This window comes from Rhodococcus rhodnii NBRC 100604, from assembly GCF_001894925.1.
GTDB classification, from domain to species: Bacteria; Actinomycetota; Actinomycetes; order Mycobacteriales; family Mycobacteriaceae; genus Rhodococcus_F; species Rhodococcus_F rhodnii.
This window is the reverse complement of sequence record NZ_BCXD01000024.1, coordinates 1-25,548: the sequence shown is the minus strand read 5'-3', so window position 1 is coordinate 25,548 and position 25,548 is coordinate 1. Positions and strand designations below refer to the sequence as shown.

The 25,548-nt window shown below is 69.8% G+C and carries 27 protein-coding genes; 15 read left to right on the top strand and 12 right to left on the bottom strand.

Features of this window, described 5'->3' with window-relative positions; translation table 11 throughout:
- Positions 1 to 74: 74 nt before the first annotated feature.
- On the top strand, positions 75 to 1,541 hold the full coding sequence (locus RR1_RS16380) for an MFS transporter (RefSeq protein WP_010836829.1): 1,467 nt from the start codon (positions 75 to 77) through the stop codon (positions 1,539 to 1,541).
- Here RR1_RS16380 and RR1_RS16375 read toward each other — a convergent pair.
- A complete protein-coding gene (locus RR1_RS16375; RefSeq protein WP_010836830.1) occupies positions 1,521 to 2,906 on the bottom strand; it encodes a M20/M25/M40 family metallo-hydrolase in 1,386 nt (461 codons plus the stop codon). The two genes, RR1_RS16380 and RR1_RS16375, sit on opposite strands and share 21 nt — an antisense overlap.
- A 73-nt stretch (positions 2,907 to 2,979) precedes the next feature.
- On the bottom strand, positions 2,980 to 3,567 hold the full coding sequence (locus tag RR1_RS16370; protein WP_143153875.1) for a hypothetical protein: 588 nt from the start codon (positions 3,565 to 3,567) through the stop codon (positions 2,980 to 2,982).
- A gap of 197 nt (positions 3,568 to 3,764) precedes the next feature.
- Between RR1_RS16370 and RR1_RS16365 the strand changes: the two genes are divergently transcribed.
- Together RR1_RS16365 and RR1_RS16360 are read left to right on the top strand one after the other, a co-directional pair.
- Positions 3,765 to 5,441 carry a DNA repair helicase XPB gene (locus tag RR1_RS16365; RefSeq protein WP_010836832.1) on the top strand — a complete coding sequence of 559 codons (1,677 nt, stop codon included), beginning with the start codon at positions 3,765 to 3,767 and terminating at the stop codon, positions 5,439 to 5,441.
- An 11-nt stretch (positions 5,442 to 5,452) separates the two neighbouring features.
- The gene (locus RR1_RS16360) at positions 5,453 to 6,124 is read left to right on the top strand and encodes a DUF3239 domain-containing protein (RefSeq protein WP_010836833.1); all 672 of its coding nucleotides are present in this window, start codon (positions 5,453 to 5,455) and stop codon (positions 6,122 to 6,124) included.
- Positions 6,125 to 6,128: 4 nt separating this feature from the next.
- Here RR1_RS16360 and RR1_RS16355 read toward each other — a convergent pair whose 3' ends face one another.
- The 3 genes from RR1_RS16355 to RR1_RS16345 all read right to left on the bottom strand — a co-directional run bounded on the left by RR1_RS16355 (position 6,129) and on the right by RR1_RS16345 (position 9,264).
- Entirely contained in the window at positions 6,129 to 7,460 is a 1,332-nt protein-coding gene (locus tag RR1_RS16355; RefSeq protein ID WP_010836834.1) for an HNH endonuclease signature motif containing protein, read from the bottom strand.
- A 115-nt stretch (positions 7,461 to 7,575) separates the two neighbouring features.
- Positions 7,576 to 8,187, bottom strand: coding sequence for a DedA family protein (locus RR1_RS16350; protein ID WP_010836835.1), 612 nt, complete (start codon positions 8,185 to 8,187; stop codon positions 7,576 to 7,578).
- A gap of 90 nt (positions 8,188 to 8,277) precedes the next feature.
- On the bottom strand, positions 8,278 to 9,264 hold the full coding sequence (locus RR1_RS16345) for an LLM class F420-dependent oxidoreductase (RefSeq protein WP_010836836.1): 987 nt from the start codon (positions 9,262 to 9,264) through the stop codon (positions 8,278 to 8,280).
- A gap of 97 nt (positions 9,265 to 9,361) precedes the next feature.
- Between RR1_RS16345 and sigJ the strand changes: the two genes are divergently transcribed.
- The gene (gene sigJ, locus RR1_RS16340; protein ID WP_051111043.1) at positions 9,362 to 10,285 is read left to right on the top strand and encodes an RNA polymerase sigma factor SigJ; all 924 of its coding nucleotides are present in this window, start codon (positions 9,362 to 9,364) and stop codon (positions 10,283 to 10,285) included.
- On the opposite strand, the gene RR1_RS16335 is transcribed toward sigJ, so the two are convergent.
- On the bottom strand, positions 10,231 to 10,809 hold the full coding sequence (locus RR1_RS16335) for a carboxymuconolactone decarboxylase family protein (RefSeq protein ID WP_040772246.1): 579 nt from the start codon (positions 10,807 to 10,809) through the stop codon (positions 10,231 to 10,233). The genes sigJ and RR1_RS16335 overlap by 55 nt on opposite strands.
- A 140-nt stretch (positions 10,810 to 10,949) precedes the next feature.
- Between RR1_RS16335 and RR1_RS16330 the strand changes: the two genes are divergently transcribed.
- From RR1_RS16330 to RR1_RS16300, 7 genes are all read left to right on the top strand, one after another.
- Positions 10,950 to 12,128: a pyridoxal phosphate-dependent aminotransferase gene (locus RR1_RS16330; RefSeq protein WP_040772247.1), complete on the top strand. Its 1,179-nt coding sequence runs from the start codon at positions 10,950 to 10,952 to the stop codon at positions 12,126 to 12,128.
- Entirely contained in the window at positions 12,125 to 13,132 is a 1,008-nt protein-coding gene (locus tag RR1_RS16325; RefSeq protein WP_010836840.1) for an AraC family transcriptional regulator, read from the top strand. The genes RR1_RS16330 and RR1_RS16325 overlap by 4 nt, the downstream gene beginning before the upstream one ends.
- A 126-nt stretch (positions 13,133 to 13,258) precedes the next feature.
- Complete coding sequence (gene fabG / locus RR1_RS16320) at positions 13,259 to 14,035, top strand: 3-oxoacyl-ACP reductase FabG (protein WP_040772248.1); 777 nt, start codon at positions 13,259 to 13,261, stop codon at positions 14,033 to 14,035.
- 173 nt (positions 14,036 to 14,208) lie between these two features.
- On the top strand, positions 14,209 to 15,105 hold the full coding sequence (gene thpD / locus RR1_RS16315) for an ectoine hydroxylase (RefSeq protein ID WP_010836843.1): 897 nt from the start codon (positions 14,209 to 14,211) through the stop codon (positions 15,103 to 15,105).
- Positions 15,106 to 15,338: 233 nt separating this feature from the next.
- Positions 15,339 to 15,848 (top strand): hypothetical protein, encoded by a 510-nt coding sequence (locus tag RR1_RS16310; protein WP_010836844.1) that lies wholly within the window; start codon positions 15,339 to 15,341, stop codon positions 15,846 to 15,848.
- A gap of 83 nt (positions 15,849 to 15,931) precedes the next feature.
- Positions 15,932 to 16,465 (top strand): copper chaperone PCu(A)C, encoded by a 534-nt coding sequence (locus RR1_RS16305; protein ID WP_010836845.1) that lies wholly within the window; start codon positions 15,932 to 15,934, stop codon positions 16,463 to 16,465.
- Positions 16,455 to 17,657, top strand: a complete 1,203-nt coding sequence (locus RR1_RS16300) for a Dyp-type peroxidase (protein ID WP_040772249.1) — start codon at positions 16,455 to 16,457, stop codon at positions 17,655 to 17,657. The genes RR1_RS16305 and RR1_RS16300 overlap by 11 nt, the downstream gene beginning before the upstream one ends.
- Positions 17,658 to 17,661: 4 nt before the next feature.
- Here RR1_RS16300 and RR1_RS16295 read toward each other — a convergent pair whose 3' ends face one another.
- The 6 genes from RR1_RS16295 to RR1_RS16275 all read right to left on the bottom strand — a co-directional run bounded on the left by RR1_RS16295 (position 17,662) and on the right by RR1_RS16275 (position 22,915).
- Entirely contained in the window at positions 17,662 to 19,002 is a 1,341-nt protein-coding gene (locus RR1_RS16295; protein ID WP_010836847.1) for an LLM class flavin-dependent oxidoreductase, read from the bottom strand.
- A 24-nt stretch (positions 19,003 to 19,026) separates the two neighbouring features.
- A complete protein-coding gene (locus tag RR1_RS16290) occupies positions 19,027 to 19,797 on the bottom strand; it encodes an ABC transporter ATP-binding protein (protein ID WP_010836848.1) in 771 nt (256 codons plus the stop codon).
- The gene (locus RR1_RS16285; RefSeq protein ID WP_010836849.1) at positions 19,770 to 20,618 is read right to left on the bottom strand and encodes an ABC transporter permease; all 849 of its coding nucleotides are present in this window, start codon (positions 20,616 to 20,618) and stop codon (positions 19,770 to 19,772) included. Before RR1_RS16285 ends, RR1_RS16290 begins: the two co-directional genes overlap by 28 nt.
- Before the next feature lies 1 nt (position 20,619).
- The gene (locus RR1_RS22940; RefSeq protein WP_010836850.1) at positions 20,620 to 20,883 is read right to left on the bottom strand and encodes a hypothetical protein; all 264 of its coding nucleotides are present in this window, start codon (positions 20,881 to 20,883) and stop codon (positions 20,620 to 20,622) included.
- 54 nt (positions 20,884 to 20,937) lie between these two features.
- A complete protein-coding gene (locus RR1_RS16280) occupies positions 20,938 to 21,705 on the bottom strand; it encodes an ABC transporter substrate-binding protein (protein ID WP_238558930.1) in 768 nt (255 codons plus the stop codon).
- A 124-nt stretch (positions 21,706 to 21,829) separates the two neighbouring features.
- Positions 21,830 to 22,915, bottom strand: coding sequence for a 3-deoxy-7-phosphoheptulonate synthase (locus tag RR1_RS16275; RefSeq protein WP_010836852.1), 1,086 nt, complete (start codon positions 22,913 to 22,915; stop codon positions 21,830 to 21,832).
- Positions 22,916 to 23,259: 344 nt separating this feature from the next.
- Between RR1_RS16275 and RR1_RS16270 the strand changes: the two genes are divergently transcribed.
- The 4 genes from RR1_RS16270 (at position 23,260) to RR1_RS16260 (ending at position 25,471) form a co-directional block, all read left to right on the top strand.
- The gene (locus RR1_RS16270) at positions 23,260 to 24,114 is read left to right on the top strand and encodes a cation diffusion facilitator family transporter (protein ID WP_010836853.1); all 855 of its coding nucleotides are present in this window, start codon (positions 23,260 to 23,262) and stop codon (positions 24,112 to 24,114) included.
- A gap of 216 nt (positions 24,115 to 24,330) precedes the next feature.
- Positions 24,331 to 25,059, top strand: coding sequence for an esterase/lipase family protein (locus RR1_RS16265; RefSeq protein ID WP_010836854.1), 729 nt, complete (start codon positions 24,331 to 24,333; stop codon positions 25,057 to 25,059).
- An 82-nt stretch (positions 25,060 to 25,141) separates the two neighbouring features.
- On the top strand, positions 25,142 to 25,273 hold the full coding sequence (locus RR1_RS22935) for a hypothetical protein (protein ID WP_010836855.1): 132 nt from the start codon (positions 25,142 to 25,144) through the stop codon (positions 25,271 to 25,273).
- Positions 25,274 to 25,285: 12 nt separating this feature from the next.
- Complete coding sequence (locus RR1_RS16260) at positions 25,286 to 25,471, top strand: hypothetical protein (protein WP_010836856.1); 186 nt, start codon at positions 25,286 to 25,288, stop codon at positions 25,469 to 25,471.
- Positions 25,472 to 25,548 lie beyond the last annotated feature (77 nt).

Below are 25,548 nucleotides of genomic sequence, written 5' to 3'. Positions count from 1 at the left end.
GCTGCAGCGAGGGCGCCGGAGTCGTAGGTTCACCTCCGACGTGCGCATCGGGCTGCACGCTCGCGGAGGTGCACATGGCGGTGCGAGGTGGACGGCCGAAGTCGCTGTCGGCGGCGGGAATCGGGGGCGCTCCCGGTGGGCTGTGGACGATCATCGGCTACCTCGCGGGCGTGGAGATCGTCAGCGGCATCCTGCAGGCCTACTACACGCCGCTGTTCCCGCAGATCGCCGATCACCTCGCGATCCTCGAGGGCGACGTCAACTGGTTCGAGGCGGCGCAGCTCGCGTTGTCCGCACTTGTCGTGCCGCTGCTCTCCCGGCTCGGTGATCTGTGGGGTCATCGCAACGTACTGCTCGTGTCGACGGCGATCGTCGCGGCGGGATCGTGGATTCTCGTTCTCGCACCCGGCTTCACCGTCTTCCTGATCGGCTGGTCGCTGCAGGCCGCCTACGCCGTGTGGCTGCCCATCGAGATCGCGCTGATCCACCGCCGCGCCACCGGTCCGCAGCAGGCGATCCTCACGCGGCGGGCGGCGGCGTATCTCGTCGCCGCCCTCGAGATCGGCTGTCTCGTGGGCGCGCTCGCGGCGGGCGCGCTGTCCGGCGTCCTCGGGGTTCCCGCGCTCATGGCGGTGCCCGCCCTCGCCGTGACGGGCTGCTTCGTCGTCGTGCTGCTCGGTGTGCGCGATGCGCCGGTACCGAGCGGTGGGCGGTTCGATCTGCGGGGGCTCGGGGTGTTCGCGCTCGCGATCGGGCTCGTCATGACGGGCCTGGTGACGGTGCGCGTGCTCGGGCCCTCGTCGCCGCTGCCGTGGCTCGTGCTCGTGCTGGGCGTCGCCGCATTCGCGGGCTTCGTCCCGCTGCAGCTGCGCACGACCGATCCGCTCGTCGACGTCCGGCTGCTCGGCCGCCCGGGGCAGTGGCCGGTGCAACTCGCGGCCTTCCTGTTCGGGATGAGCGTGCTCGGCGCGCAGATCCCGCTGTCGACGTTCGCGCAGGCCGACCCCGACCGCGTCGGCTACGGGCTGGGCGTCGGACCGGGCGCTGTGTCGCTGCTCGTCGGCCTGTACGTGCTGTGCATGGCGGCGGGTGCGCTTCTCATGCCGTTCGTCGCGACGCGCGTGGGCCAGCGCGGTGCCATCACCGTGGGGCTGCTCGTCGTCGCGGCCGGGTACGGGAGCCTGATCCCACTGAACGCCTTCTTCGTCGCGGTGATGCTCGGTGTCGCGGTCGCCGGGCTGGGCAGCGGCGCGCTCGTCGCGGCCCTGCCCGCATCGGCCGCATCGGCGGCGCCGCCCGAGCGGACGGCGTTCGCGACGGGCGCGACGAACACCACGAAGACGATCGGCGGCGCCCTCGCGTCGGCGATGTTCGCGCTCGCGCTGACCTCCACGGGATCGGCCGATCCCGCCGCGACGGGCGGCGCGACCCTCGGCGGTTATCTCGTCGTGTGGGCGATCTGCGCGGGCTCGGCGGCGATCGCCGCGGCCGTCGTCGCCTTCGCGCCGCGGGAGCCGGCCTCAGCCGAGCCGCTGCAGTAGCGAGCGATACCAGCCGACGCCCTCGAGCAGCGTGTCGACGGTGATCCGCTCGTCGACCGAATGAATCGTCGCACGCTGCTCGCGCGACATCCGGAACGGCGAGAACCGGTAGACGCGGGCGCAGATCTCGGTGAAGTGCCGCGAGTCGGTCGCCGCCATCATCACGTACGGCGACGGGACGGCGTCCGGGAAGATCTCCCCGATCACCGATTCGAGCAGTGCGAACGCCGGGTCGGTGACCTCGGCCGTCGAGTAGGGCGAGACGGCGCTCGGCTCGGCTGCCTCGACGACGTCGATCTCGACGCCGTCGTCGATCGCGCGGCGGATCCGGGCGACGATGTCGGCGACGGTGTCGCCCGGCAGGATGCGCGCGTTGACACCGGCCTTCGCGGTCGTGGGGATCACGTTCATGCCGTCGGCGGCCGAGAGCGTCGTGAAGGCGAGCGTGGTCTGCACGATCGCGCGCGTCTCCGCTCCCGCGCGTGCGAGCACGGACGCGACGAGCGATTCGGCGCGCACGATCCTGCCGACGAGCGGGTGCAGCGGGCCGCCGAGATGCGGTGCGAGCCGGGCGAGCAGCTCGCGGGTCGGCGCGGGTACCCGGCGTGGGAGCGAGAGGCGGTCGAGCGCCGCGACGGCGTTCGCGATGCGGACGGCGGGACCGTTCGCGGCGGGCGTCGAGCCGTGGCCGCCGCCTCCGCGGGCGACGAGTTCGATCATCGTCGAACCCTTCTCGGCGACGCCGACGACCCCGATCGGCGCGGTGACGCCGGGGAACGCGCCCGACGCGATCGCGCCGCCCTCGTCGAGGACGAACCACGGCGTCACGCCGCGTTCGCGCAGCGTCGCGACGGCACGCGGCGCGGCGTCACCGGACACCTCCTCGTTGCAGCCGAACGAGAGCCACACGTCGCGCGCGGGCGTGTATCCGGATTCGAGGAGCGTCTCGACCGCGGTGAGGATCGCCACGGCCGAGCCCTTGTCGTCGAGTGTTCCCCTCCCCCAGACGCACAGCCCCTCGGGTGCGTCGGCGAGATCGCCGCCGAACGGCGGGCGCGTCCAGGGCGCGTCCCCGTCGACCGGGACGACGTCGAGATGCGCCATGAGCACGATCGGATCGGCGTCGGTCTCACCCGCCCAGCGGACGAGCAGGGCGTGGGGTTCGATCCGCGTCACGTCGAGCGCATGGGCCCGGGGAAAGCGTTCCGCGAGTTCGGTGAGCAGCCGCTCGAAGGCGGCGGCATCGATCCGCTCGTCGTCGCGGTAGGAGATCGTCGGGATCCGCACGACGGCGCGGAGCGCGTCCACCGCGCGGGCGAACGGATGATCGCTGCCGAACGGATGCTCGGTAGTGCTCGACGTCATGCCCGCCCCTCGTCAGTCGTGGACCGCACGGAAGCCGTCACTGTACAAGCAGGGGCACTGCTGCGAGCGGGTGTCAGGTTCTGCCGTCGACGATGCAGTAGGTGCGGGCGTGTTCGCGATACGCCAGCGGCACCTCGCCGTCGGCGCACATGGTCGCTGCTTCGCCGTCCGCCTCGTCTCCGTCGAACCGCTGCGCGGCGCGGATCGTCCGGTCGACGTCGCACGATGCGGGCGCGAGTTCGGTGCCGTCGGTGCTGCCGAGGTAGCACTCGTCGGGCAGGAGGTTCGCCATGAGGCAGTACGTGTGGCCCTCGACCGAGAGGTGACTGTCCTGGTCGCCGCACTCGGCCGGGCCGGCGACGAGTGCCGCCACCTCGTAGACCGCCGACGGGTCCTCGCACGACGCGAGACGCGGCCCGTCGGTCACCTCGCCCGAGACGCCGATCGCGGCCTGGATGCAGTCGCCCTCGGCGAAGAGCGGATCGGGCGTCTCCGGATTCGCGACGACGGCGGCACCCGCGAGGGCAGCACCCGCCGCCGTGAGCACCGCGAGCACGCGCACCCGCTTCGCCGAGGTGCCGCTGCGCGCAGGGGGCCGCTCGGGCTGTTCGGGTGACGGGGCGGCCGGGCCGGGGTCGGTCGGGCCGGGGTCGGTCGGCAAAAGAACTCCTCTCGGCGGGCGCCACGCGGGGATCGCCGGCGGGCGGCGCCCGATCCATCAAATCACGCGCCGGAGACTCGCCCGATCCGCGCCCTCGACGCGGCAGCGGGAGCGCCCCGTGGCACGACCGCGCGGTTTTCGGAAGAATGGACAGGTTGCTGCATCCATCCCGCGGCGACAGAGGAGGAGGCACATCCGTGACCGACGGGCCGCTCATCGTCCAGTCCGACAAGACCCTGTTGCTCGAGATCGACCACGAACGGGCCGACGAGGCACGTCAGGCGATCGCGCCGTTCGCCGAACTCGAACGCGCTCCCGAACACGTCCACACCTATCGGATCACGCCCCTGGCGCTGTGGAACGCGCGCGCCGCCGGCCACGACGCCGAGCAGGTCGTCGACGCGCTCGTCTCCTACTCGCGGTTCGCGGTGCCGCAGCCGCTGCTCGTCGACATCGTCGACACGATGGCCCGCTACGGGCGGCTGCAGCTGGTGAAGAACCCCGCGCACGGGCTGGTTCTCGTGAGCCTGGACCGCGCCGTCCTCACCGAGGTGACCCGCCACAAGAAGATCGCGCCGATGCTCGGTGCGCGGCTCGACGACGACACCGTCGTCGTCCATCCCAGCGAACGCGGCCGGCTCAAGCAGGAACTGCTCAAGGTGGGCTGGCCCGCCGAAGACCTCGCCGGGTACGTCGACGGTGAGGCGCACGCGATCGAACTCGACTACGACGGTCACACCGACGGCGCCGAGGGCGGCTGGCACCTGCGCGACTACCAGGAGATGGCCGCGGATTCGTTCTGGGCGGGCGGGTCCGGCGTCGTCGTGCTACCGTGCGGCGCGGGCAAGACGATGGTCGGTGCCGCCGCGATGGCGAAGGCGAAGGCGACGACGCTGATCCTCGTCACCAACACCGTCGCGGGGCGGCAGTGGAAGCGCGAACTGATCGCGCGCACGTCGCTCACCGAGGACGAGATCGGCGAGTACTCGGGCGAGAAGAAGGAGATCCGCCCGGTCACCATCGCGACCTATCAGGTGGTCACGCGCAAGACCAAGGGCGAGTACAAGCATCTCGAACTGTTCGATTCGCGCGACTGGGGGCTCGTCGTCTACGACGAGGTGCATCTGCTGCCCGCACCCGTCTTCCGGATGACGGCCGATCTGCAGTCGCGGCGCCGCCTCGGCCTCACCGCGACGCTCGTGCGCGAGGACGGCCGCGAGGGCGACGTGTTCTCGCTCATCGGCCCCAAGCGGTACGACGCTCCGTGGAAGGACATCGAGGCGCAGGGCTGGATCGCGCCCGCCGACTGCGTCGAGGTCCGGGTCACGCTCACTGACGCCGAGCGCATGGCCTACGCGACGGCCGAACCCGAGGAGCGCTACAAGCTGTGCTCGACGGCGCGCACCAAGATCCCGGTCGTCGAATCGATCCTGCGTCGGCACGAGGGCGCGTCGACGCTCGTCATCGGCGCGTACATCGATCAGCTCGACGAACTCGGTGAGGCGCTGGACGCGCCCGTCATCAAGGGCTCGACGAAGACCAAGGAGCGCGAGGAGCTGTTCGACAGGTTCCGTACCGGCGAGATCGACACGCTCGTCGTCTCGAAGGTCGCGAACTTCTCGATCGACCTGCCGGAGGCGTCGGTCGCGGTCCAGGTGTCGGGGACGTTCGGATCGCGGCAGGAGGAGGCACAGCGCCTCGGCCGGTTGCTGCGGCCCAAGCACGACGGCGGCCAGGCGCACTTCTATTCGGTCGTCGCTCGCGACACGCTCGACAGCGAGTACGCCGCGCACCGCCAGCGCTTCCTCGCGGAGCAGGGTTACGCGTACCGGATCACCGACGCCGACGACCTGCTCGGGCCCGCGATCGGCTAGTTTCGGTCACTGTGAGGAAGTTCCAGTTCGACGTCGATGCGGCGCAGACCCGCAAGGTCAACCAGACCTGGGGTGACATGCGCCGGCTCCAGTTGTCCGCGGCGGTCCTCGCGATCGTCCTCGTCGCCGGCGCGGTGATCGCGTTCCTCGCCGACCGCATCTGGACGACGGTGGTCGCCGTCGTGCTCGCGGTCGCCGCACTGAGCTGCATGTGGGTGATCGTGTGGGTGCCGCGAAAGATGGGCAGCATCGGTGCGATGTACGCGAACGGGCCGCTGGTGCCCGCTGTGGTCTCGGAGATCCATCCGCGCGGCGTCACCCTGCTCGCGCTGATCGACATCGCGAAGGACGAGTCGAATCCCGTGTTCGCGCTCGTCACCCGCAACACGGAACTCCCGAAGCCCAAGCCGAGGATCGGCAAGCGCATGCCCGCCGTCGCCGTTCTCGACGACCGCCACCGCAAGAGCAAGTCGCCGGTCTATGAGATGGTCTCGCCCATGCCGCTCTGGTGGGGCACGAGCGACGAGGCCGTCCTCGCGCGGGCCGAAGCGCAGATCCCGCCCGAGGAATGGGCCTACCTCACCGACCGGATCGGTCAGTCCGAGGAGGTTCGGACGAGCGAACACCAGCGGCTCGTCATCGAACCCGCCGATCTCCCCGAGTTCCTCCGCCGCCGGGGCTGAGCGTTCAGGCTCCCGCTGCCCAGAACGCGGGCGAGTCGGGTTCGGTGTCGTAGACCTGGCCGTCGGGCATCGTCCAGCGCAGCAGCCCGTCGCCGAGTTGCCGGACTGTCATGCGGCCCTGCGTTTTCCAGCGGTGATGGCGTCGGCAGAGGCACGCGAGGTTCGCTTCCTCGGTCCTGCCGCCCTGGTCGGGATGCTCGTGGTCGAACGGGATCGTGTGGTCGATGTCGCAACTCGATGCCGGGACCGCACAGTGCGGGAACCGGCACACCCCGTCACGGGACCGGATCCGGTCCGCGAGGGAACGCGGGATTCGGTATCGCAGGGCCGCGATATCCGGTGCCGGCTCGACCGGATCGACCGCGCTGACGTGGATACGCTGGGTCGCCGAGTGCGCGATCGCTGCGCGCACCGTCTCGGGATCGAGCGGTCCCACACCGGGCAGGAACCCGACGCTAGGGATCGCTGCCGAATCACCGCCGGGGGCACTCTCGGCACCGGCACCGGCACCGAACGATCCGCCACTGAACGACCCGAAACCGATCGAGCCGTCGCTCACGACGATCTGCACCAACGGGCCACGCTTACCTGCGGCCGGGACGGCGGTCGCGCACCCGTCACGTCCACAGCCACACGTGAGCCGCCCGCTGCCGTCGGCAAGCGCGACGAGTGCATCGGCATGACGCTGACTCATGGTTCTTTCGTCACCGGCACACACGTCGCCGATGGCCATTTCCTTGAGCCGGTTCCAGATCGTCGCGGCATCGAGCGAGGGGAGCTCGCCCGAGAGGAATGCCATGCCGTCGTCGCACTGCTTGACCGAGATGTACCGCTCCTCCTTCGCGCGCGCCGAGCGTTCAGCGAACCCGTCACGGTCGTAGCGTGCGACCAAACGACGGAGTCGTCCACTCAAGCGTGCCGGTGGCAGCCGGTCGATCGGACCCCGCGCGAACAACGCAGCCTCGACGATGCGTGCCTTCTCGTCCGACAGGTTCTGTAGGAGGTTGTGGATCGTGCGGACCTGCGCCAAATCGAGCTCACCGACCGAGAACGCGGTATTCGTGAGCGGCAGCCGGGTATCGAGGTCCTCGCACAGCGTGATCGCGAACCACACGCGCCCTTCGCTCATCCCCAGTGCGAGCGACATCTCGTTCGCTGCCGACTCGCCTGGAGTCCCCACGGGACCGTTCGCTTCTGCCGCCACCCGCGCCGCGTGAAACCCGCCGATCGCACGGATATGCCGATACTCCGCACACGCCAGCACGCGTTTGGACTCGACCAGTCCCGCTACGTCTACCAGCCCGTTTCCCGAGCCGCCCCCACCCGAATCGAACATGAGTACGACACTAGCCGAAGGGTCCGACACACTTCGCACACCCGACGAACCTCCGGCCGTGCCGGACCGACGCCCGGTCGGCCGAGACCCGTTGCTTCAAGGCCTCGCCCGTGCTTCAGGACCTCGCCCGGGCCTTGACCTTGCTGTAGACGAACCAGCCGACGAGTCCGACGATGGCGGCGAGAACGACGTACTGCAGGATCCCGGCGTACTGCTCGACGACCTCCCAGTTCTCGCCGAGGTAGTAGCCGGCGAGGATGAAGATCGAGTTCCAGATCGCGCTACCGAGCGCCGTGAACAGGACGAAGATGCCGAGCGGCATTCGTGCTACGCCGGCGGGCACGGAGATCGCGCTCCGCACGAGCGGCACCATCCTGCCGAAGAACACCGCCTTGGTGCCGTGGCGGTCGAACCACTCGACACCCTTCTGCAGATCGGCGACGTCGACGAGTGGCATCTTGTCGACGATCTTGTAGAGGCGTTCGAGGCCGACGACGCGGCCGAGGTAGTAGAGGACGAGTGCGCCGACGACCGAGCCGATCGTCGTCCAGATGATGCCCTCGGCGACCGTCATGCTGCCGCGCGCTGCGGCGAATCCGGCGAGCGGCAGGATCACCTCACTGGGGATGGGCGGAAAGAGGTTCTCGACGGCGATCGCGATTCCCGCGCCCACGCCGCCGATCCGGTCCATCAATCCGACAGCCCAGTCGGACACGGCATCGAACATACCCACAGCGCTCTCGTCGGCTGCACTCGTTACAGTCACCCGGTCCACAGTACCGCGACGTTCGGAGCAAATCGGACATTCGTGCGCTGGTCAGCGCAGTTCCGGGATCACCTCGCGCTCGAACAGTTCGATACCCGAGGTGTCGTATGCGGCCTCCGGGAAGTAGCAGATCGAGTAGTCGAGTCCGAGCTTCCGGAGCGCCGTCAGATTCTCGACGATCTGCTCCGGGGTGCCGACGCCGGGCATGCCGCGGTAGGCGCCGAGGGCACCTTCGGCGGCCTCCTCGCCCACGTACGGCACGAGTCGGGCCTTCAGCGTCTGCAGCCGCTCCTCGACCTCGTTCTCGTCGCGGCCGATCGCGATGTTGTAGTTCGCAGAGCGAACGATCGTGTCGAAATCCGTTCCCACGGTGGCGCAGTGCCCGCGCAGGATCTCGGACTTGTGCGCGTACCCCTCGGGCGTGCCGTCGAAGTTGGTGTGCGTCGCGTACTTCGCGGCGATCTTCAGCGTGACCTTCTCACCGCCACCGGCGATCCACAGCGGAATCCCGCCCTCCTGCAACGGAAGCGGGCGCACCGTCGCGCCCTCGACCTGGTAGTACCTGCCGTCGAGCGTCGCGACGCCGTGCTCCCACGCCTGCTTCATGATCTGCACGCCCTCGTCGAGCCTGCCGAGACGCTCACGCGCGGGCGGGAATCCGTACCCGTAGGCGCGCCACTCGTGCTCGTACCAGCCGCCGCCGATACCCATCTCGACGCGCCCGCCCGACACGATGTCGACCGTCGCGGCAACCTTGGCGAGGTACGCGGGGTTGCGGTAGCTCATCGCCGTGCACATCTGGCCGAGCCGCACCGACGACGTGCTCGCCGCGAATGCGGACATGAGGGTCCACGCCTCGTGCACGGCCTGATCGGTCGGCAGCGGGACGGTGTGGAAGTGGTCGTAGACCCACAGCGACGTCCACGGCCCGTCGTCGGCGCGGCGGGCGAGTTGCAGCATGGTCGGCCACTGGTCTTCGACGTCGACATCGACGAGATCGAGCCGCCAGCCCTGAGGAACGAAGAGTCCGAAGTGCATGGTTCCGAAGCGTAATCGAGCGCGTCACCGATCGGCGTGCACGCGGACACCTCGCGCGCTTATCGTCGAGAACGTGACCGAAGGTCCCGCCGATCCGGTGCCGCAGCGCGACGCAGCCGAGGTGTTCGAGGCTCGGCGTCCACGCCTGCTGTCGCTCGCCTATCGGCTGACCGGCAGCGTCGCCGACGCCGAGGACGCCGTGCAGGATTCGTGGCTCCGGCTCGCGGGTGCCGATCTCGCAACGATCGACGATCCGGACGCCTGGCTCACCACCGTCACCACCCGCGTGTGCCTGGATCGGCTGCGTTCGGCCGCAGTGCGACGAGAGCGGTACGTCGGGCAGTGGCTGCCGGAGCCGATCGTCCGGCCGCTGGCGTCCGCCGAACCCGATCCCCTCGACGCCGTGATCGCCGCGGGCGACGTACGACTCGCGCTCATGGTCGTCCTCGACACACTGCCACCGGCGCAACGGACCGCCCTCGTCCTGCACGACGTGTTCGACGTTCCCTTCGCGCGAATCGCCGAGATCCTCGACGCGACGCCGGCCGCCGCCCGGCAGCACGCGTCCCGTGCGCGACGTGCCGTCGCCGCCCTCCCCGAACCGATCTCCCCGCCCGAGCACGACGCGGTGATCGAACGCCTCCACACCGCGATCCGCGGCGGCGATCTGAACGACGTGGTCGCCGCGCTGCACGCCGACGTGGAGTTCGTGGGCGACGCGGACGGCACGACGCCCACCGCGCTGCGCGGCCCCGATCACGTCGCGCGGTTCCTCCTCGGTCTCGCGCACCGCTACGGCGGGGCCGCGATCGCGTCGCTCGAACCGGTCGCCGTCAACGGCGGGCTCGGCTTCGTCGCCGGTCCCGCGATGCCGCCGCGCGTGACCGCGTTCTCGGTGGCCGACGGCCGGGTACGGGCCGTCTACGACGTCGCCAATCGGGCGAAGCACCGCGGCGTGCGGCTCGGTCAGGACTCGGCGTTCACCCACGGCACCCGGCAGGAGTCGGTCGAGAAGCCCTGATCGGTGATACCGAGGGCGGTGTTCTGCCGGGCCCGCTGGTTCTCGAGACCGATCTGATGGGTGAGCTCGAGCGTTCCCGCGTCACCGAACCTGCGCCGGAGGTCCTCGACCTGGTCGTCCGTGACGGTGGTCGGTGTCGCGGTCATCGCGTCGGCGTACGCGATCGCGGCGCGCTCGTCGTCGCTGTAGAGGGGCGACGTCGCGTAGTCGGCGATGTGTTCGAGGCGCCCGACGTCGAGCCGATCGAGTCGCTGCAGCATGGTGCCGAAGTCGACGCACCACGAGCAGCCGAGGGTCCACGCGACCCGGTACACGGCGAGTTCGCGCACCGCGCCGGGCAGGACGGTGGACGCCTTCTCCGCCGCGAATTCGGCGACTCCCGCCGCCACCAGAAGTCGGCGATGCCGGGCGAGCACCGAGAACGGCTCGGGCACCTCGCCGTACCGTCGCCGCGCGACGCGATAGAGCAGTCGGCCGACGGGACCTGCCTCCGCGGGTGCGAGGGCGGGGATTCGGGGTGTCATGGTGTGCTCCTCCCGGGTGGGGACCGGTGGCGTTCGCTTCGGGGGCGTTCTCTCCGGTGGCGTTCCCTTCCAGGACGAGACGGGGGCGCCGAATGTGACACTCCGGTGCCCGGGCCACGGCACCGACTACCCTGCAGGTCATGTCCGATCCGGTCCGCACCGCCGCGCGCCTGCGTCCGTTCACCTCCACCATCTTCGCCGAGATGACGGCGCTGGCGACCGAAACCGGTGCGATCAACCTCGGGCAGGGCTTCCCCGACTCCGACGGTCCGCAGTCGCTGCTCGACGCCGCGTGCGCCGCGATCCGGGCGGGCGTGAACCAGTACCCGCCGGGCCCCGGCGCACCGGAGCTGCGCGCCGCGATCGCCGAGGACCGCGCCGCCCGCTTCGGGATCCGGTACGACCCCGACACCGAGGTGCTCGTGACGGTGGGCGTGACCGAAGCGATCAGCGCCGCCGTCCTGGGCCTTCTCGATCCGGGCGACGAGGTCGTCCTCGTCGAGCCGTACTACGACTCGTACGCCGCCGCCGTCGCGATGGCGGGCGCGCGGCGACGCACCGTACCGATGATTCCGACCGACGACGGGTTCGCGCTCGACGTCGCGGCGCTGCGCGAGGCCGTCACGGACGAGACCCGCATGCTCGTCGTCAACACCCCGCACAACCCGACGGGGGCGGTGTACTCCGCGGCCGAGCTCGCCGCGATCGCGGAAATCGCGGTGCGGCACGACGTGATCGTCGTGAGCGACGAGGTGTACGAGCACCTCGTGTTCGACGGCCGCGCGCACACCCCGATCGCGACACTTCCGGGAATGGCCGAGCGGACCGTCACGGTGTCGAGCGCCGGCAAGACCTTCAACGTGACGGGCTGGAAGACCGGATGGGCTTGCGGGCCGGCAGATCTGCTCGCCGGTGTGCGCGCCGCGAAGCAGTTCATGTCGTTCACGGCCGGCGCCCCCTTCCAGCCCGCCGTCGCCCACGCGCTGCGCACCGAGCAGCCGTGGATCGCCGGACTGCGCGACGACCTCGAGCGTAAACGCGATTTCCTGCGGGATGCACTGACCGAAGCGGGATTTCGTGTGCACTCGGGCGGCGGAACGTACTTCCTGTGCGCCGACATCCGGCCGCTCGGCGCGAGCGACGGCATCGAGTTCTGCCGCGAGCTCCCGAAGCGCGCGGGAGTGGTCGCCGTCCCGGTGAGCGTGTTCACCGACCACCCCGTCGACTGGTCGCATCTCGTCCGGTTCGCCTTCTGCAAACACGACGACGTTCTCGCGGAGGCGGCGCATCGCCTGGTCGCGGCGGGCGGCGGCCGTTGAGCGATCGGATCATTCCCGCCGACTTCGTCGGCCGCGCACTCCATCTCGCGGCCCGGCGCGGTGTCGATCTGAGCCCTGCACTCGGTGCCGCGGGTCTCGACGACGCGGCCCTCGCGGATCCGATGAACCGGCTCAGCCCCGGCCAGGTCACGTCCTTCGTCCAGGCGACGTGGGCGCTCACGGGCGACGAACTCTTCGGACTCGGACCCGGACGCGTGCCCCGCGGAACGTTCCGCGTGCTGTGCCTCACGCTGATCCACAGCGACGATCTCGACGGGGCTTTCGAGCGCATGTCCGAAGTCCTGCAGGTGTTTCCGGCGCTCCCGTCACTGCGGATCGACCGCGGGGTCGACACCACGCGGCTGTCGGTCGTCGTCTCGGCGCACCGGCACGGTGCCTACGACGAGTATCGCGTCCTCAGCGACTTCAGTCTCATTCTGCTGCACCGTTTCGCGGCGTGGCTGATCGGCCGCCGGGTACGCCTGCGGTCGGTCGAACTCCCCTACCCGCAGCCCGTTCCCGAACTCGCCGCCGACTACGACCACATCTTCGGGCGTCCCGTCACCTTCGATGCCGCCGAACCCGCTCTGGAACTGGACAACTCGGTGCTCACCGCGCCCGTCGTCCAGACGGAGGGGAGCCTCGAGGAGTATCTGCGACGGTCACCGCACCGGTTGCTGACCGAGCGCGACTACGACTCGAGCGCGACGGTGCAGGTGCGCCGCGTTCTCGAACTCGGGATGAAGGGCCGCACCGCGGGCGCGGAGGAGATCGCCGAGATGCTCTCGATCAGCGTGCCCCATCTGCGGCGCCTGCTCCGCGGCGAGGGAACCTCGCTCGGGAGGTTGCGCGAGGAGGTCCTGCGAGACGCCGCCGTCGCTGGACTGCAGCGCGGCGAGTCCGTCGACGATCTCTCTCGCAGGCTCGGCTTCTCCGAACCGAGCGCCTTCCGTCGTGCGTTCAAACGCTGGACCGGAAACACGCCCCGTCATTTCCGCGACTGACCTCTCGATTACCGGACTGTTTCGGCGCGGGCCGGGCCGAGTCGCCCGCGTAAACAAACCCGCTCCGACGTGCGCAGATCCGATCCGTGGCATACGAATCGGTTCTCCCGCACGAAAGGACGCGCCATGTTCGACATGTCCGGCAAGAAGGTGCTCGTGACCGGCGGCAGCCGTGGCATCGGGCTCGGCATCGCCTCGGTGTTCGCGCGCGGCGGCGCCGACGTCGCGATCGCCGCTCGTAGCAAGACCGGCCTCGACGACGCGACGACGGCACTCGCACGGCTCGGCCCCGGGCGGATCCACGGCGTGGTCGCGGACGTCACGTCCGCCGAGTGGACGAGAGACGCGGCGCGCGACGTCGCCGCGACCTTCGGCGGGATCGACGTGCTGTGTGCGAACGCCGGCATCTTCCCGGAGGCCGATCTGGCCGACATGACCGAGGACGAACTGACGACGGTACTCGACGTCAACGTCAAGGGGACGGTGTTCGCGGTGCAGGCGTGCCTCGACGCGTTGACGGCGTCGGGTGCGGGCCGCATCGTCATCACCTCGTCGATCACGGGTCCGTACACCGGATTTCCTCGGTGGTCGCACTACGGAGCGTCGAAGGCGGCGCAGCTCGGCTTCATGCGTACCGCCGCGATCGAACTCGCGCCGCGTGGAATCACCGTCAACGCCGTGCTTCCCGGAAACGTTCTCACGGAAGGCCTCGCGGACATGGGCGACGAGTATCTCGCGAGCATGACGGCCGCGATTCCCGCGGGCACCCTCGGAACTCCCGACGACATCGGCCACGCGGTCGCATTCCTCGCGAGCGACGAGGCGCGATATGTCACAGGTCAGTCACTGGTCGTCGACGGCGGACAGTTGCTGCCCGAGTCCTTCGACGCGGTCGGCCACTGACGGCGAATCCATACCCTCGGGATACGTGTGGCGGGGCCGCCCGGCACGGTCCGATCACGCACCGAATCCGGGGACGCCGGCGCCGAACAGCTGGTTGCATTCGGCGACGACCAGTGGGAACGTCGTTCTGACGGAACTCAAGTTGCCGATCCAGAAAGGGTGAAGTACGAGACATGCGCACGGCAATCGCCGACAACTACCCGACCCGCGGCCGAACCGTCTGCTCCAGCACGACTCGACGCGACCCGGCGGTCTGGGGGGACGCCACATCCGGCCCGTTGTCGCAGAGCGAGGTGGCGGAGTACGACCGCCGCGGGTATCACCGCACCGAATCCCTGGTCCCCACAGCGGACGTGTTCCATCTCGTCGACGAGATGTCACGCCTCGCGGCGGACGAGGATCTCCGGGACGACGAGTGCGTCGTCCGTGAGCACGGAACCGGCGACGTACGTTCGGTTTTCGATGTTCACCTGCTCAGCCCCGTCGTCGACGAGATCGTTCGGCGTCCCGAGATCGCCGACATGGCGCGTCAGATCCTCGGGTCCGACGTCTACATCCATCAGTCGCGACTCAACTACAAGCCGGGCTTCACGGGCGGTCCGTTCTACTGGCACAGCGACTTCGAGACGTGGCACGCCGAGGACGGCATGCCCGCGCCGCGCGCTGCGAGCATCTCGATCGCACTGACCGAGAACTACGGCTACAACGGCGGACTCATGATCATGCCCGGATCGCATCGGGAATGGGTCTCGTGTGCCGGTGAGACGCCGGAGAACTACTACCGCGAATCTCTCGTCACCGGAACACCTCCCACCGGATCGCCCGATCAGGCGACGCTCACGTCGATGGCGAACAAGTACGGCATCGACATGATGACGGGGTCCTCGGGCTCTGCATTTCTGTTCGACTCGAACGCGATTCACGGGTCGAACGGGAACATCACGCCGTTCCCACGGTCGAACCTGTTCATCGTGTTCAACAGCGTCGAGAACACGCTCGTGGAACCGTTCTCCGCGCCGTCGCCGCGGCCGACCTATCTCGGCAGCCGCGACTTCTCACCGCTGCGCTGATTCCCTCGCTCGGCTCTCCACCACGAGACGGACATAAGTTCGATTGACGACGAACGGTCGGAGCACGACATCCGGCCTGCAGTCGTCCCTGCTCGACGACGCCGCATCGCCTCCCTGGTTCACCGGCCTCGGGAAGGCGGTGCGGCGGCGCACGCATCGGCGTCCAATTCCGCACTGCCGGTGCGCCACAGCTGCATACTACTGCGGGTAGTACACGCTGGTATCGTTGCAGCATGAACTCCGTCGCGGCACGCATGCGCGGCGGATCCGTCGGTCTCGTGTCGGGCGCGACGAGCATCGCCGGCCACGCCGCGGGCGGTGGCCACACTCCCTCCGAGACCGCCCTCGTGCTGTTGCTGCTCGGCTCGGCCGGTGTCGGCTGGCTCGTCGCAGCCCACGGCGCGCCGCGCCGCGAATACGCCGTCGTCACGGCCGCGCTGCTCGCCGGGCAGGCAGTGGGCCACGCCGCCCTCACCCTCGATCATCCCGCACACGGGGCGACGGCAGCGCCCATGCTCGCCGGGCACCTCGCCGCCGCTCTCGTCGCCGCCGCGCTCATCGTGGGTGGGACACGCGCCGCAGGGATCGCGGCGTCCGCTCTCGCCCGCGTCGTGCCGTCACCGTTCGACGGCGCACACCCCGCCTCCCCGGCACGCCTCCGTCCTGCGAGCGGCCCCGATCTCTCCGGGTGGCAGTACGCCCACCACGGCTCGTCGCCCCGCGCTCCTCCCGTCCTCGGCTGACCCCCGCCCCTCCCGCCCGGCACCGTCGTGCCAGGGCGCAAGCCGCGGCGCGCACTCGCGCCGCACACAGCCGAAGGACAACCATGAAGAAGACACGTCTGTTCGCCACGACGGCCGCCGGAGCCGCGATCGCACTCGCCGTCACGGCGTGCGGTTCCGACTCCGCCGATACCGAGGACACGACGGCCGCCGATCGCGTCGTCGTCACCGATGCATGGGTCAAGGCCGCCGATTCGGGGATGACCGCCGCGTTCGCCCGCGTCGAGAACACCGGCGGGGACGACGTGCGCGTCGTCGCAGCGTCGAGCCCTGCGTCCGCGCACACCGAGTTGCACGAGATGGCGTCGAACGACAGCGGCGGGATGACGATGCGCGAGAAGGACGGCGGCTTCGCCATCGCCCCCGGCGACACGCTCGCCTTCTCCCCCGGACACGACCACATCATGCTGATGGAGTTGACCGATCCCGTCGTCGCGGGCGGTGCCGTCACCGTGACGCTCGAGTTCGACGACGGATCGACCACGACGACCGATGCCCAGGTTCGCGACTTCGCGGGCAACCAGGAGAACTACGGAGCGGACGGCGAGCCCGTCATGGGTGCAGCACATGGCGGGTAGGACCTTCAGCCGACGTACGCTGCTCGGTGGCGGCGCGCTCGCCGTGGGTGCCGTCGGCGCCGCGGGGCTCGGTGCGACGGTCGCGACCGCGACCGGGCCCGCCGACGGCGAGAACGGAACCGAGATCGAACCCTTCCACGGTGTGCATCAGAGCGGCATCGCGACGCGCGCCCAGGCGCACGCCACGTTCGTCGGGCTCGATCTCGCCGCGGACGTCGATCGGCAGCGGTTCGCCGGGATCCTGCGGGTCTGGACGGAGGACGCCGCACGTCTGACGTCCGGTACGCCGTCGCTCACCGACAGCGAGCCCGAGCTCGCGCACCGTCCGGCGCGGCTCACCGTCACCGTCGGATTCGGGCCCGCACTGTTCGACCGGATCGACCGCGTCGACCGTCGGCCACCGTGGATCGCGCCGCTGCCGTCGTATGCGATCGACCGGCTCGACGACGCGTGGGGCCAGACCGACGTCCTGCTCCAGGTGTGCTCCGACGACCCGATCACGCTCTCGCACGCTGTCCGCGAACTCGTGAAGAACGTGCGGACCCAGGTGTCGATCCGGTGGGTGCAGAACGGCTTTCTGCGCGCACGTGGCACGGAACCGGAGTCGGCGACTCCTCGGAATCTGTTCGGCCAGAAGGACGGAACCGAGAATCCTCGCACCACCGAGGACCTCGACCGGCTGGTGTGGGACGACGGACACCGCTATCCGTGGCTCGCGGGCGGGACGTCGATCGTGTTGCGGCGCATCGCGATGAACCTCGACACGTGGGACGAACTCGACCGTCCCGCACGCGAGAGCACGACGGGTCGGACGCTCGACACCGGCGCACCGCTCACGGGGACCGCCGAGTTCGATCGCCCGGACCTCGACGCGACCGACAGGTACGGGATCCCGGTGATGCCACCCGGCTCGCACGTCGCGAGGGCACACTTCCGCCACGAGGGCGAGCGGTTCCTGCGGCGCGCCTACAACTACGACGTCGCACCGCCGCCGGGACAGGTGTCCGATGCGGGGTTGCTGTTCGCCGCCTATCAGCGCGACATCCACGAGCAGTATCTGCCGGTGCAGAACCGCCTCGCCGAGTTCGACGCGCTGAACCAGTGGACGACGCCGATCGGGTCCGCGGTGTACGCGATCCCGCCCGGCGTCGTCGACAGCGGCGACCATCTGGGGAGGTCGTTGCTGGAGTGAGCCCTCAGCCCGCGAGCGACGTGGCCGCGTGCCGGCTCGCGGGCCGCGGCAGGCCGAGGTGTTCGCGCAGTGTCGTCCCGGAGTACTCCGTCCGGAAGAGGCCGCGCCGCTGCAGGATCGGGACGACGGTCGCCGCGAACACCTCGAGCCCGCCCGGGTAGTACGGCGGCATGACGTTGAACCCGTCCGCCGCGCCGGACGTGAACCACTCCTCGATCGTGTCCGCGACCTGCTCGGGAGTGCCGGCGACGACACGATGCCCGCGGGCGCCGGCGAGCCGGTGAAGCAAGCGGCGCACCGTCGGCTGCTCGCGTTCGACGATTCCCGCGACGACCTGCTTGCGGCTGCGCAGGTTGTTGCCGACGTCACCCGCATCGGCGAACAGCTCCCGCGGGACGGGACCGTCGAGCCGCAGCCCCGTCAGGTCCTCGCCGACGAGCCGCGAAAGCTGACTCAATCCGTATGCGGGAACGGTGAGTTCGTCGAACTCTCGCTCGAGCTCCTTCGCCTTCGCCTCGGTGTCCGCGATGAACGGGCTGATGCCGGGAAGCACCTTGACCCACCGCGGGTCACGGCCGTGGGCGCGCGCCCGCGAGCGAATGTCGTCGTAGAAGCGCTGTGCGTCGTGCAGCGTCTGATGCGCGGTGAAGATCGCTTCCGCGTAGCGTCCGGCGAAGTCGCGTCCCGCGTTCGAGGCGCCCGCCTGCACCAGCACCGGGTGACCCTGGGGCGGCCGCGGTGCGTTGAGCGGGCCCGCGACACGGACGTGATCGCCGTCCGCGTCGACGGTGTGGATGCGTGCCGTGTCCACGTACCGGCCCGCGGCCTTGTCGAGGACGACGGCGTCGTCGTCCCAGCTGTCCCACAGCGCCGTCGCCGCATCGACGAACTCCGCCGCTCGTGCGTACCGGTCGTCCGCGCGCGGGTGCTCCGCGAAACCGAAGTTGGCCGAGGCGTTCTCGGCTGCGGTCGTCACGATGTTCCAGCCCGCGCGCCCGCCCGACACATGATCGAGTGCCGCGAACGACCGCGCGAGATTGTACGGCTCGGAGTAGGTCGTGGACGCCGTCGCGATGAGCCCGATCCGGCTCGTCGCCGCGGCGATCGTCGCGAGCAGCACGACCGGATCGAGTCGTCCCGCGGCGTTGAACTCGACGTTCTCCGCGAGTGCCGGTGCGTCCGCGAAGAACACCGCGTCGAACTTCGCGGCCTCGGCCGTGCGGGCGATCTGCTGGTAGTAGTCGGCGTCGTAGATCCGTTCCGGCTGCGACAGCGGATGACGCCATGCCGCCTCGTGATGGCCGGCGGGATAGATGAACGCGTTGAGTGCGAGTTGCCTGGACACTGCGTGCCTTTCGTTCCGAAGAGGTCAGTGGACTGCGACGCCGAGCGCTGCGAGCAGCGCCTCGCGGTGGGCGACGAACGCCGGGTCCCGGTAGCTCCGCTCGCCGCCGAGGTCGAGCCGCCGGTCGGCGACGAACCGTCCCGAGTCGAGGACGAGCACGCGATCGGCGAGGGCGACCGCCTCGTCGACGTCGTGCGTCACGAGCAGGACGCCGGGCCGGTACTTGGCGCACAGCTCCCGAAGCAGCGCGTGCATCCTGATCCGGGTGAGGGCGTCGAGCGCGCCGAACGGCTCGTCGGCGAGCAGCAGCGACGGACGGCGCACCAGCGAGCGCGCGAGTGCGACGCGCTGCTGCTCGCCGCCGGAGAGCTCGGCAGGCCACGCGGATTCACGACCCGCGAGTCCGACGTCCGCGAGCACCGCGCGGCCGAGATCGGCGGCGTCGCCGCCACGAAGACCCAGCGTCACGTTTCCAAGCACCCTCGTCCACGGCAGCAGTCGCGAGTCCTGGAAGACGACCGAGAGCCGTTGCGCGACAGCGATGTCTCCATCGCCGTCGACACCGTGATCGAGACCGGCGAGGGCACGCAACAGGGTGCTCTTGCCCGATCCGCTCCGGCCGAGCAGCGCGACGAACTCCCCAGCGCGGATCGACAGATCGATGCCGTCGAGGACGGTGCGCGTCCCGAACGACCGTGTGACGTCCACGAGCCGAGCGACTTCGGGTGTCGCGGAAGGGGAGGCGAGAGAAACACTCTCGCGTTCGATCAGGGCGTTCCCAGTGTGCGTCGCCATCTCAGCGACCTCCTCTCGATGGTGCGGACGACGGCGTCACCGACGACACCGAACACCGCGTAGACGACGAGGCCTGCGACCACGATCTCGAGCTGGCCGTACAACCGCGCCTGGGTCATGAGGTATCCGATGCCCTCGGTCGCGTTCACTTGTTCGACGACGACGAGGGCGAGCCACGAGATCGTCACGGCGAGGCGCAGTCCCGTGAAGAACCCGGGTAGCGCCCCGGGAAGGGCCACGCGCCGCACGAACTCCCACCGGCCGAGCCCGACCGTCTCCGCGAGCTCGACGTAGCGCGCATCCACGCCCCGCAGATGCGCGTGTGTGTTGATGTACACCGGGATCAGGACGCTCGTCGCGATGACGATGATCTTCATCTCGTCGCCGATGCCGAACCACACGATCGCGAGCGGAATGAGCGCCAGCGTCGGGATCGCTCGCTTGACCTGGATCGGTCCGTCCACCAGGGCTTCCCCGATGCGGCTGAGGCCGGCGACGGCCGCCAGCACCACACCGGCGACGACGCCGATCACGAGCGAGATCGCCGCGAGCCGCAGCGACGCGAGCAGGTGCGTCTGCAGCCTGCCGTCCGACCACAGCGTGCCGAAGGTCGCGGCGACGTCGAGCGGGTGCGGCAGAGTCGTCGGAGCGATGAACCCGGCGCTCGATCCGGCCCACCACAGCGCGAGGAGCAGCAATGGGCCGATCGCGATCGCGCCCGGGATCGAGCGTCCCGGGCCGAGCCGGCGGCGCGGCCGGGCTTGCGACAGGCTGTCGGGCGTGAGCGGGCGGACCTCCGGCGAGAAGGTGTCGGCTGCCATGTCAGCTCGTCTCGCCGCGGGTGTACGTCGCGCCGGCGGACGCCGCGGCCTCCTCGATCACGCCGTCGAAACGACGGTCGAAGCCCTCGGCGGCATCGACGGCAACGGGCAGTTCACCCACGCCATCGATGACGTCGATGGTGCCCTGCTGCCGCGCGACGAGCGCGTCGTCGAGGGCCGGGAAGGTCGTGGTGCCGGTCGACGCGAGGATGCGGTGGCCGTCCTCCGCCGACAGGCCCTGACTCTCGACGTAGTACGCCTGCACCCACTCGTCGGGATGGTCGTTGATCCACTGCTGGGCACGGATGTTCGCGGCGACCTACTCGCGCAGCGCCGCCGCCGTGTGCGCGTCCTCGACGGTGCGGCGCGGGGCGTACAGGTAGCTCAGACCCTCCGAGATGCCGTCGAGATCGTGGATCGCGCTTCCACCGGCCGCAGCGGTGTCGTCGAGGTACCGCGTCAGCCGCGGTTCGGCGAGCGGCGCGACGTCCACCTGCCCCGCGACGAGCGCGTCGCTGAACTCCCCCAGCCTCAGCCGGACCAGTTCGACGTCCGACGGCCCGAGCCCGGCGAGCCCGAGCGACCGCAGCACGACGACCTGCTGCGCCGTACCCTCCGCATACGCGATGCGCTTGCCGCGCAAGTCGTCCGGCGTGCGGACGTCCGCTCCCGGCGCGGTGGCGAGCGAGTAGGTGTGCTTGCTCTTCTGGAAGGCCGCCACGATGGGCACGTCCTGGCCGGACGCCGCCGCGTGGATCGGCGGGACGTCACCGACGATGCCGACGTCCGTGGCGCCCGCGCGGAACGATTCGAGTACCTCGGGACCGCCGGTGAAGTTGGCGAACTCGACGTCGAACGGCAGCGCGTCGAGTTCGCCCGACGCGCGCAGCGAATACTGCTGCGCCTCGGACTGATCCGCGACGACGAGCGTCGTCCCGGCGGGAATCTCGGTGGGAATCTCTGCGTCGGGGGCGAGGGTCGGCCCCGCCGCCGTCGCCGACTGCGAGCAGCCGGTGACGACGAGCGCGGCAGCACAGGCCAGGCCCACGAGAACGCGGGAAAACGGAACCGGCAGAACGGCGCTCATGTCACGGGACTCCACTACGAGAGGTGAACGGGTACGCCGTGAAGCGTGGCCCGAGACATCCACCCGCGACAATGATTACGGTCGCCGCGATTCTGGGACGCGGCGACGACCGCCGCTCCCGCGCTCAGCCGCGCCTGGTGCGCACCGCCTCGGCGAGCCGGTCGAGCTGGGTCGCCGTCGTGGTCCAGTCGATACACGCGTCGGTGATCGACTGCCCGTACGTCAGTTCGTCGGCCGCGCCCAACGTGAGATCCTGGCGGCCCTCCTCGAGGAAGCTCTCCAGCATGAGTCCCGCGATACCGCGTTCACCCACGGCGAGACGACCGGCGACGTCGGTGACGACGTCGACCTGCTTGCGGTGGTCCTTGCGCGAGTTGCCGTGGCTCGCGTCGATGACGACCCGCTCCGGGAGACCCGACTTCGCGAGTCGCGCAAGGGTGTCCGCGACGGTCTCGGCGTCGTAGTTCGGTCCGCCGGAGCCGCCGCGCAGGATGACGTGGCAGTCGGGATTGCCCACCGTCTCGATGAGCGCGGCGTGACCGTCGAGATCGGTTCCGGGGAAGACGTGGCTCGCCGCCGCGGCGCGAGTGCCGTCGACCGCGACCTGGACGTCGCCCTCGGTCGAGTTCTTGATGCCGACGGGCATCGACAGCGCACTGCACAGCTGGCGATGGACCTGGCTCGCCGCCGTGCGCGCCCCGATCGCGCCGTAGCTCACGAGATCGGCGATGTACTGCGGGATGGTCGGGTCCAGGAACTCGCACGCCGTCGGCACCCCGAGCCGGGAGATGTCGAGCAGGAGTTTGCGACCCATCCGCAGGCCCGTGTCGATGTCGAAGGATCCGTCGAGATGCGCGTCGTTGAGCAGACCCTTCCAGCCGAGGGTCGTGCGCGGCTTCTCGAAGTACACCCGCATCACGATGTGCAGGTCGTCGCGCAGTTCGTCGGCCTTGGCGGCGAGACGATGCGCGTAGTCCATCGCGGCGTCGGTGTCGTGCACCGAGCACGGGCCGACGACGACGATCAGGCGGTCGTCGGCGCCGTTCAGGATGTCGACGACGCCCCGGCGTCCAGAGCGCACGGCGGCCGCCGCGACGTCGTCGGGCGCGTGTTCGGTGCGCACGACCGACGGCGCGACGAGCGGACTGATGCGCACGGTGCGCTGCTCGTCGAGCGAGGATGTTCGGGGGGAGGAGAGACCTGCAGTCATCGGGGTTCGTTCCTGTTCCGGACCGGACCCGTGAGTGCTGGTGGAGAAGACGCGCGAGCCGGTCGCTTGATTCCGGCTCGGGGTGGGGTGTCAGCGCGCGGTTACGCCGACCGGCCCACCCGGGGCCGGCCTGCTAAACCAGAAATAGGTCGCGGACACGTCGGCCACTGTACACGCCACTCACCGTCCGCCGTTCTGCACCCCTTTTCGTAGGCTGCACCCCGTTCGGGCGCCCGATAGGGGTGCGAAATGCTGGTAGGGGTGCAGAATCTCCGGCGGCGACATCCCTGGCCTGGGACGATGCCCCTATGGCGAGGGTGGCACGACTCGGGACACAGGATCGGATGCTGGTCCGGTTCATGCTGCTGTCGATCGCGGCGGCGATCGTGACGATCGGACTCAAGTCGATCGCCGCCGTCGTCACCGGCTCGGTCGGGTTCCTCTCCGACGCCCTCGAGTCCGGCGTCAACCTCGTCGCCGCGATCGTCGCGCTCATCGCGCTCTTCGTCGCGGCACGGCCACCCGACGCGAGCCACCACTTCGGTCACGGCAAGGCCGAGTACTTCTCGGCGATGGTCGAGGGCGCGATGATCTTCGTGGCCGCCGTCGTCATCATCTGGACGGCAGTGCAGCGGATCGTGACGCCGCAGCCGCTCGAACAGCCCGGCATCGGTCTCGCGCTGTCGGGCGCCGCGGCCCTCGTCAACCTCGCGATGGGCATCACCCTGCAACGGGTCGGCCGCCGCGAACGCTCGATCACCCTCGTCGCCGACGGCAAACATCTCATGACGGACGTCTGGACGACAGCGGGCGTCCTCGTCGGAATCGCGCTCGTCGCCGTCACGGGCTGGTACGTTCTCGACCCGATCGTCGCGCTGCTCGTGGGCGTCAACATCCTGTTCACGGGGTACGGGCTGGTGCGCGGCTCGCTCGTGAGCCTGCTCGACGCCTCGCTCCCGAAGGAGGATCAGGCGAAGGTCGACGCCGTCCTCGACCGGTTCCGGACGGATCTCCCCATCGAGTTCGATCCTCCTCGCACCATCGAATCCGGCAGGCAACGGTATGTTTTCGTCGTGGCGAAGGTCCCCGGCGAGTGGTCGGTGACGCGATCACACGATGTCGCCGACGATCTCGAGGACGCCATGGGACACGCACTTCCGCGCAGCCGGACGTTCGTCCACGTCGAGCCGGCGTCGTGACACGCTCGCTCGTGGTGGCTGTCGCCGCTGCCGCCGCCGTCCTCCTCGCCGCTCCTGCCGCGGCCGAGCCCGCACCACGCGATCTGCGCCCACCCGCGGCGGGTGAGGCCGCGACGTTCCCCGAGGCGCTCGCGCGCTCGATCGCCGAACCCGGCATCTCTCCGCCGGGAGCGAAACGACCGGCGGTGCCGGCCGAGCGCGACGCATCCGAATCCCGTGATCCTCGTTCACGGATTCACCGAGAACGCCTACGCGAGCTGGGCCGGCCTCGCCCCGATCCTCGCGGCGCAGGGCTACTGCGTCTTCGCACCGACGCTCGGGACGACGACGGGGATCCCGTGGCTCGGCGCGACCGGAAACGGCTTCTCCGACGCAGCCGAACTCGACGCCGTCGTCCGCCGCGTTCTCGATGCGACGGGAGCCGACCGCGTCGACCTCATCGGGCATTCGAAAGGCGCCGCGATCGCGCGCTACGTCGCGAACACCGTTGCCCCCGAATCAGTTCGGTCGGTCGTGGGCATCGCCGCCGCGAACACCGAGGGCGAGATCCCCGGATACGAACAGACCGGTGCGGCGCTGACGGCGGTCCGTGACGCCCTCGCGGCGGTCGGCATCACGACGCCACCACTCCCCGAACGCGATCCGGCGTTCTTCGATGCCCTGACCGAGGGCGGCGAGACGCGTCCCGGCATCCGCTACACCATGATCGCGACGCCCTACGACACGATCGTCACGCCGTGGGACACGGGCTTCGTGAGTGCCGTTCCGGGTTCGGAGGTGCGCAACGTCGCCCTGCCCGGCGTGTGCCCGGAGGACCTCTCCGACCACGTCTCGATCCAGTACTCGAAGAACGTCGCACAACTCGTCCTGGACGTCCTCGACCCACACGATGTCCGGCCGATTCGGTGCTCTCCCCAAGCCCCCGTCGTCGGCAGCACCCGCTGAGGACGCTCGGCATCGGTCCGCTTCTCACCACGGCGTCCTGGCCCCGTGATTGACACGCCACCGGATCGGGTAGGCGTCGGGTATGGAGATCGTTCTCATCGTGGTCGTGGTGGCCGTGCTCGTCGGACTCGTGCTGTACCGACGACGCTCGACCGGCTCCGACCCCACCGAACCGCCCGTCGACCCCGAGAAGTACCGCAACCCCGACGACTGAGGAGGCCACCCTATGGCCGAGTACCGCGTGATCGACCCCACCGGGACCGTGGTGGAGACCAAGGACATCGCGAGCGCGGACGACGCGCACGCGTGGTTCGTCGACGTCCGAGCCGACAACACCGAACTCGGCTGGCGGATGGAGGTGAACGACGACGGCAACTGGTCGTTCTTCGACGACACCGAGGGGGCGTCGTAGTACGACGAACGACCCCTGAAACACACGACAGGCGTGGCCCTTTCGGGCCACGCCTGTCGTGGTGAGATACCTCTTAC

Coding starts and splice junctions, on each gene's coding strand:
- RR1_RS22935 (WP_010836855.1), top strand. CDS start 25,142: ATGGAGATCGTTCTCATCGTGGTCGTGGTGGCCGTGCTCGTCGGACTC.
- RR1_RS16280 (WP_238558930.1), bottom strand. CDS start 21,705: ATGAGCGCCGTTCTGCCGGTTCCGTTTTCCCGCGTTCTCGTGGGCCTG.
- RR1_RS16350 (WP_010836835.1), bottom strand. CDS start 8,187: ATGTTCGATGCCGTGTCCGACTGGGCTGTCGGATTGATGGACCGGATC.
- RR1_RS16270 (WP_010836853.1), top strand. CDS start 23,260: ATGCTGGTCCGGTTCATGCTGCTGTCGATCGCGGCGGCGATCGTGACG.
- RR1_RS16345 (WP_010836836.1), bottom strand. CDS start 9,264: ATGCACTTCGGACTCTTCGTTCCTCAGGGCTGGCGGCTCGATCTCGTC.
- RR1_RS16290 (WP_010836848.1), bottom strand. CDS start 19,797: ATGGCGACGCACACTGGGAACGCCCTGATCGAACGCGAGAGTGTTTCT.
- RR1_RS16300 (WP_040772249.1), top strand. CDS start 16,455: ATGGCGGGTAGGACCTTCAGCCGACGTACGCTGCTCGGTGGCGGCGCG.
- RR1_RS16305 (WP_010836845.1), top strand. CDS start 15,932: ATGAAGAAGACACGTCTGTTCGCCACGACGGCCGCCGGAGCCGCGATC.
- RR1_RS16335 (WP_040772246.1), bottom strand. CDS start 10,809: ATGACACCCCGAATCCCCGCCCTCGCACCCGCGGAGGCAGGTCCCGTC.
- RR1_RS16310 (WP_010836844.1), top strand. CDS start 15,339: ATGAACTCCGTCGCGGCACGCATGCGCGGCGGATCCGTCGGTCTCGTG.
- RR1_RS16285 (WP_010836849.1), bottom strand. CDS start 20,618: ATGGCAGCCGACACCTTCTCGCCGGAGGTCCGCCCGCTCACGCCCGAC.
- RR1_RS16375 (WP_010836830.1), bottom strand. CDS start 2,906: ATGACGTCGAGCACTACCGAGCATCCGTTCGGCAGCGATCATCCGTTC.
- RR1_RS16260 (WP_010836856.1), top strand. CDS start 25,286: ATGGCCGAGTACCGCGTGATCGACCCCACCGGGACCGTGGTGGAGACC.
- thpD (WP_010836843.1), top strand. CDS start 14,209: ATGCGCACGGCAATCGCCGACAACTACCCGACCCGCGGCCGAACCGTC.
- RR1_RS16355 (WP_010836834.1), bottom strand. CDS start 7,460: ATGTTCGATTCGGGTGGGGGCGGCTCGGGAAACGGGCTGGTAGACGTA.
- fabG (WP_040772248.1), top strand. CDS start 13,259: ATGTTCGACATGTCCGGCAAGAAGGTGCTCGTGACCGGCGGCAGCCGT.
- RR1_RS16380 (WP_010836829.1), top strand. CDS start 75: ATGGCGGTGCGAGGTGGACGGCCGAAGTCGCTGTCGGCGGCGGGAATC.
- RR1_RS16275 (WP_010836852.1), bottom strand. CDS start 22,915: ATGACTGCAGGTCTCTCCTCCCCCCGAACATCCTCGCTCGACGAGCAG.
- RR1_RS16330 (WP_040772247.1), top strand. CDS start 10,950: ATGTCCGATCCGGTCCGCACCGCCGCGCGCCTGCGTCCGTTCACCTCC.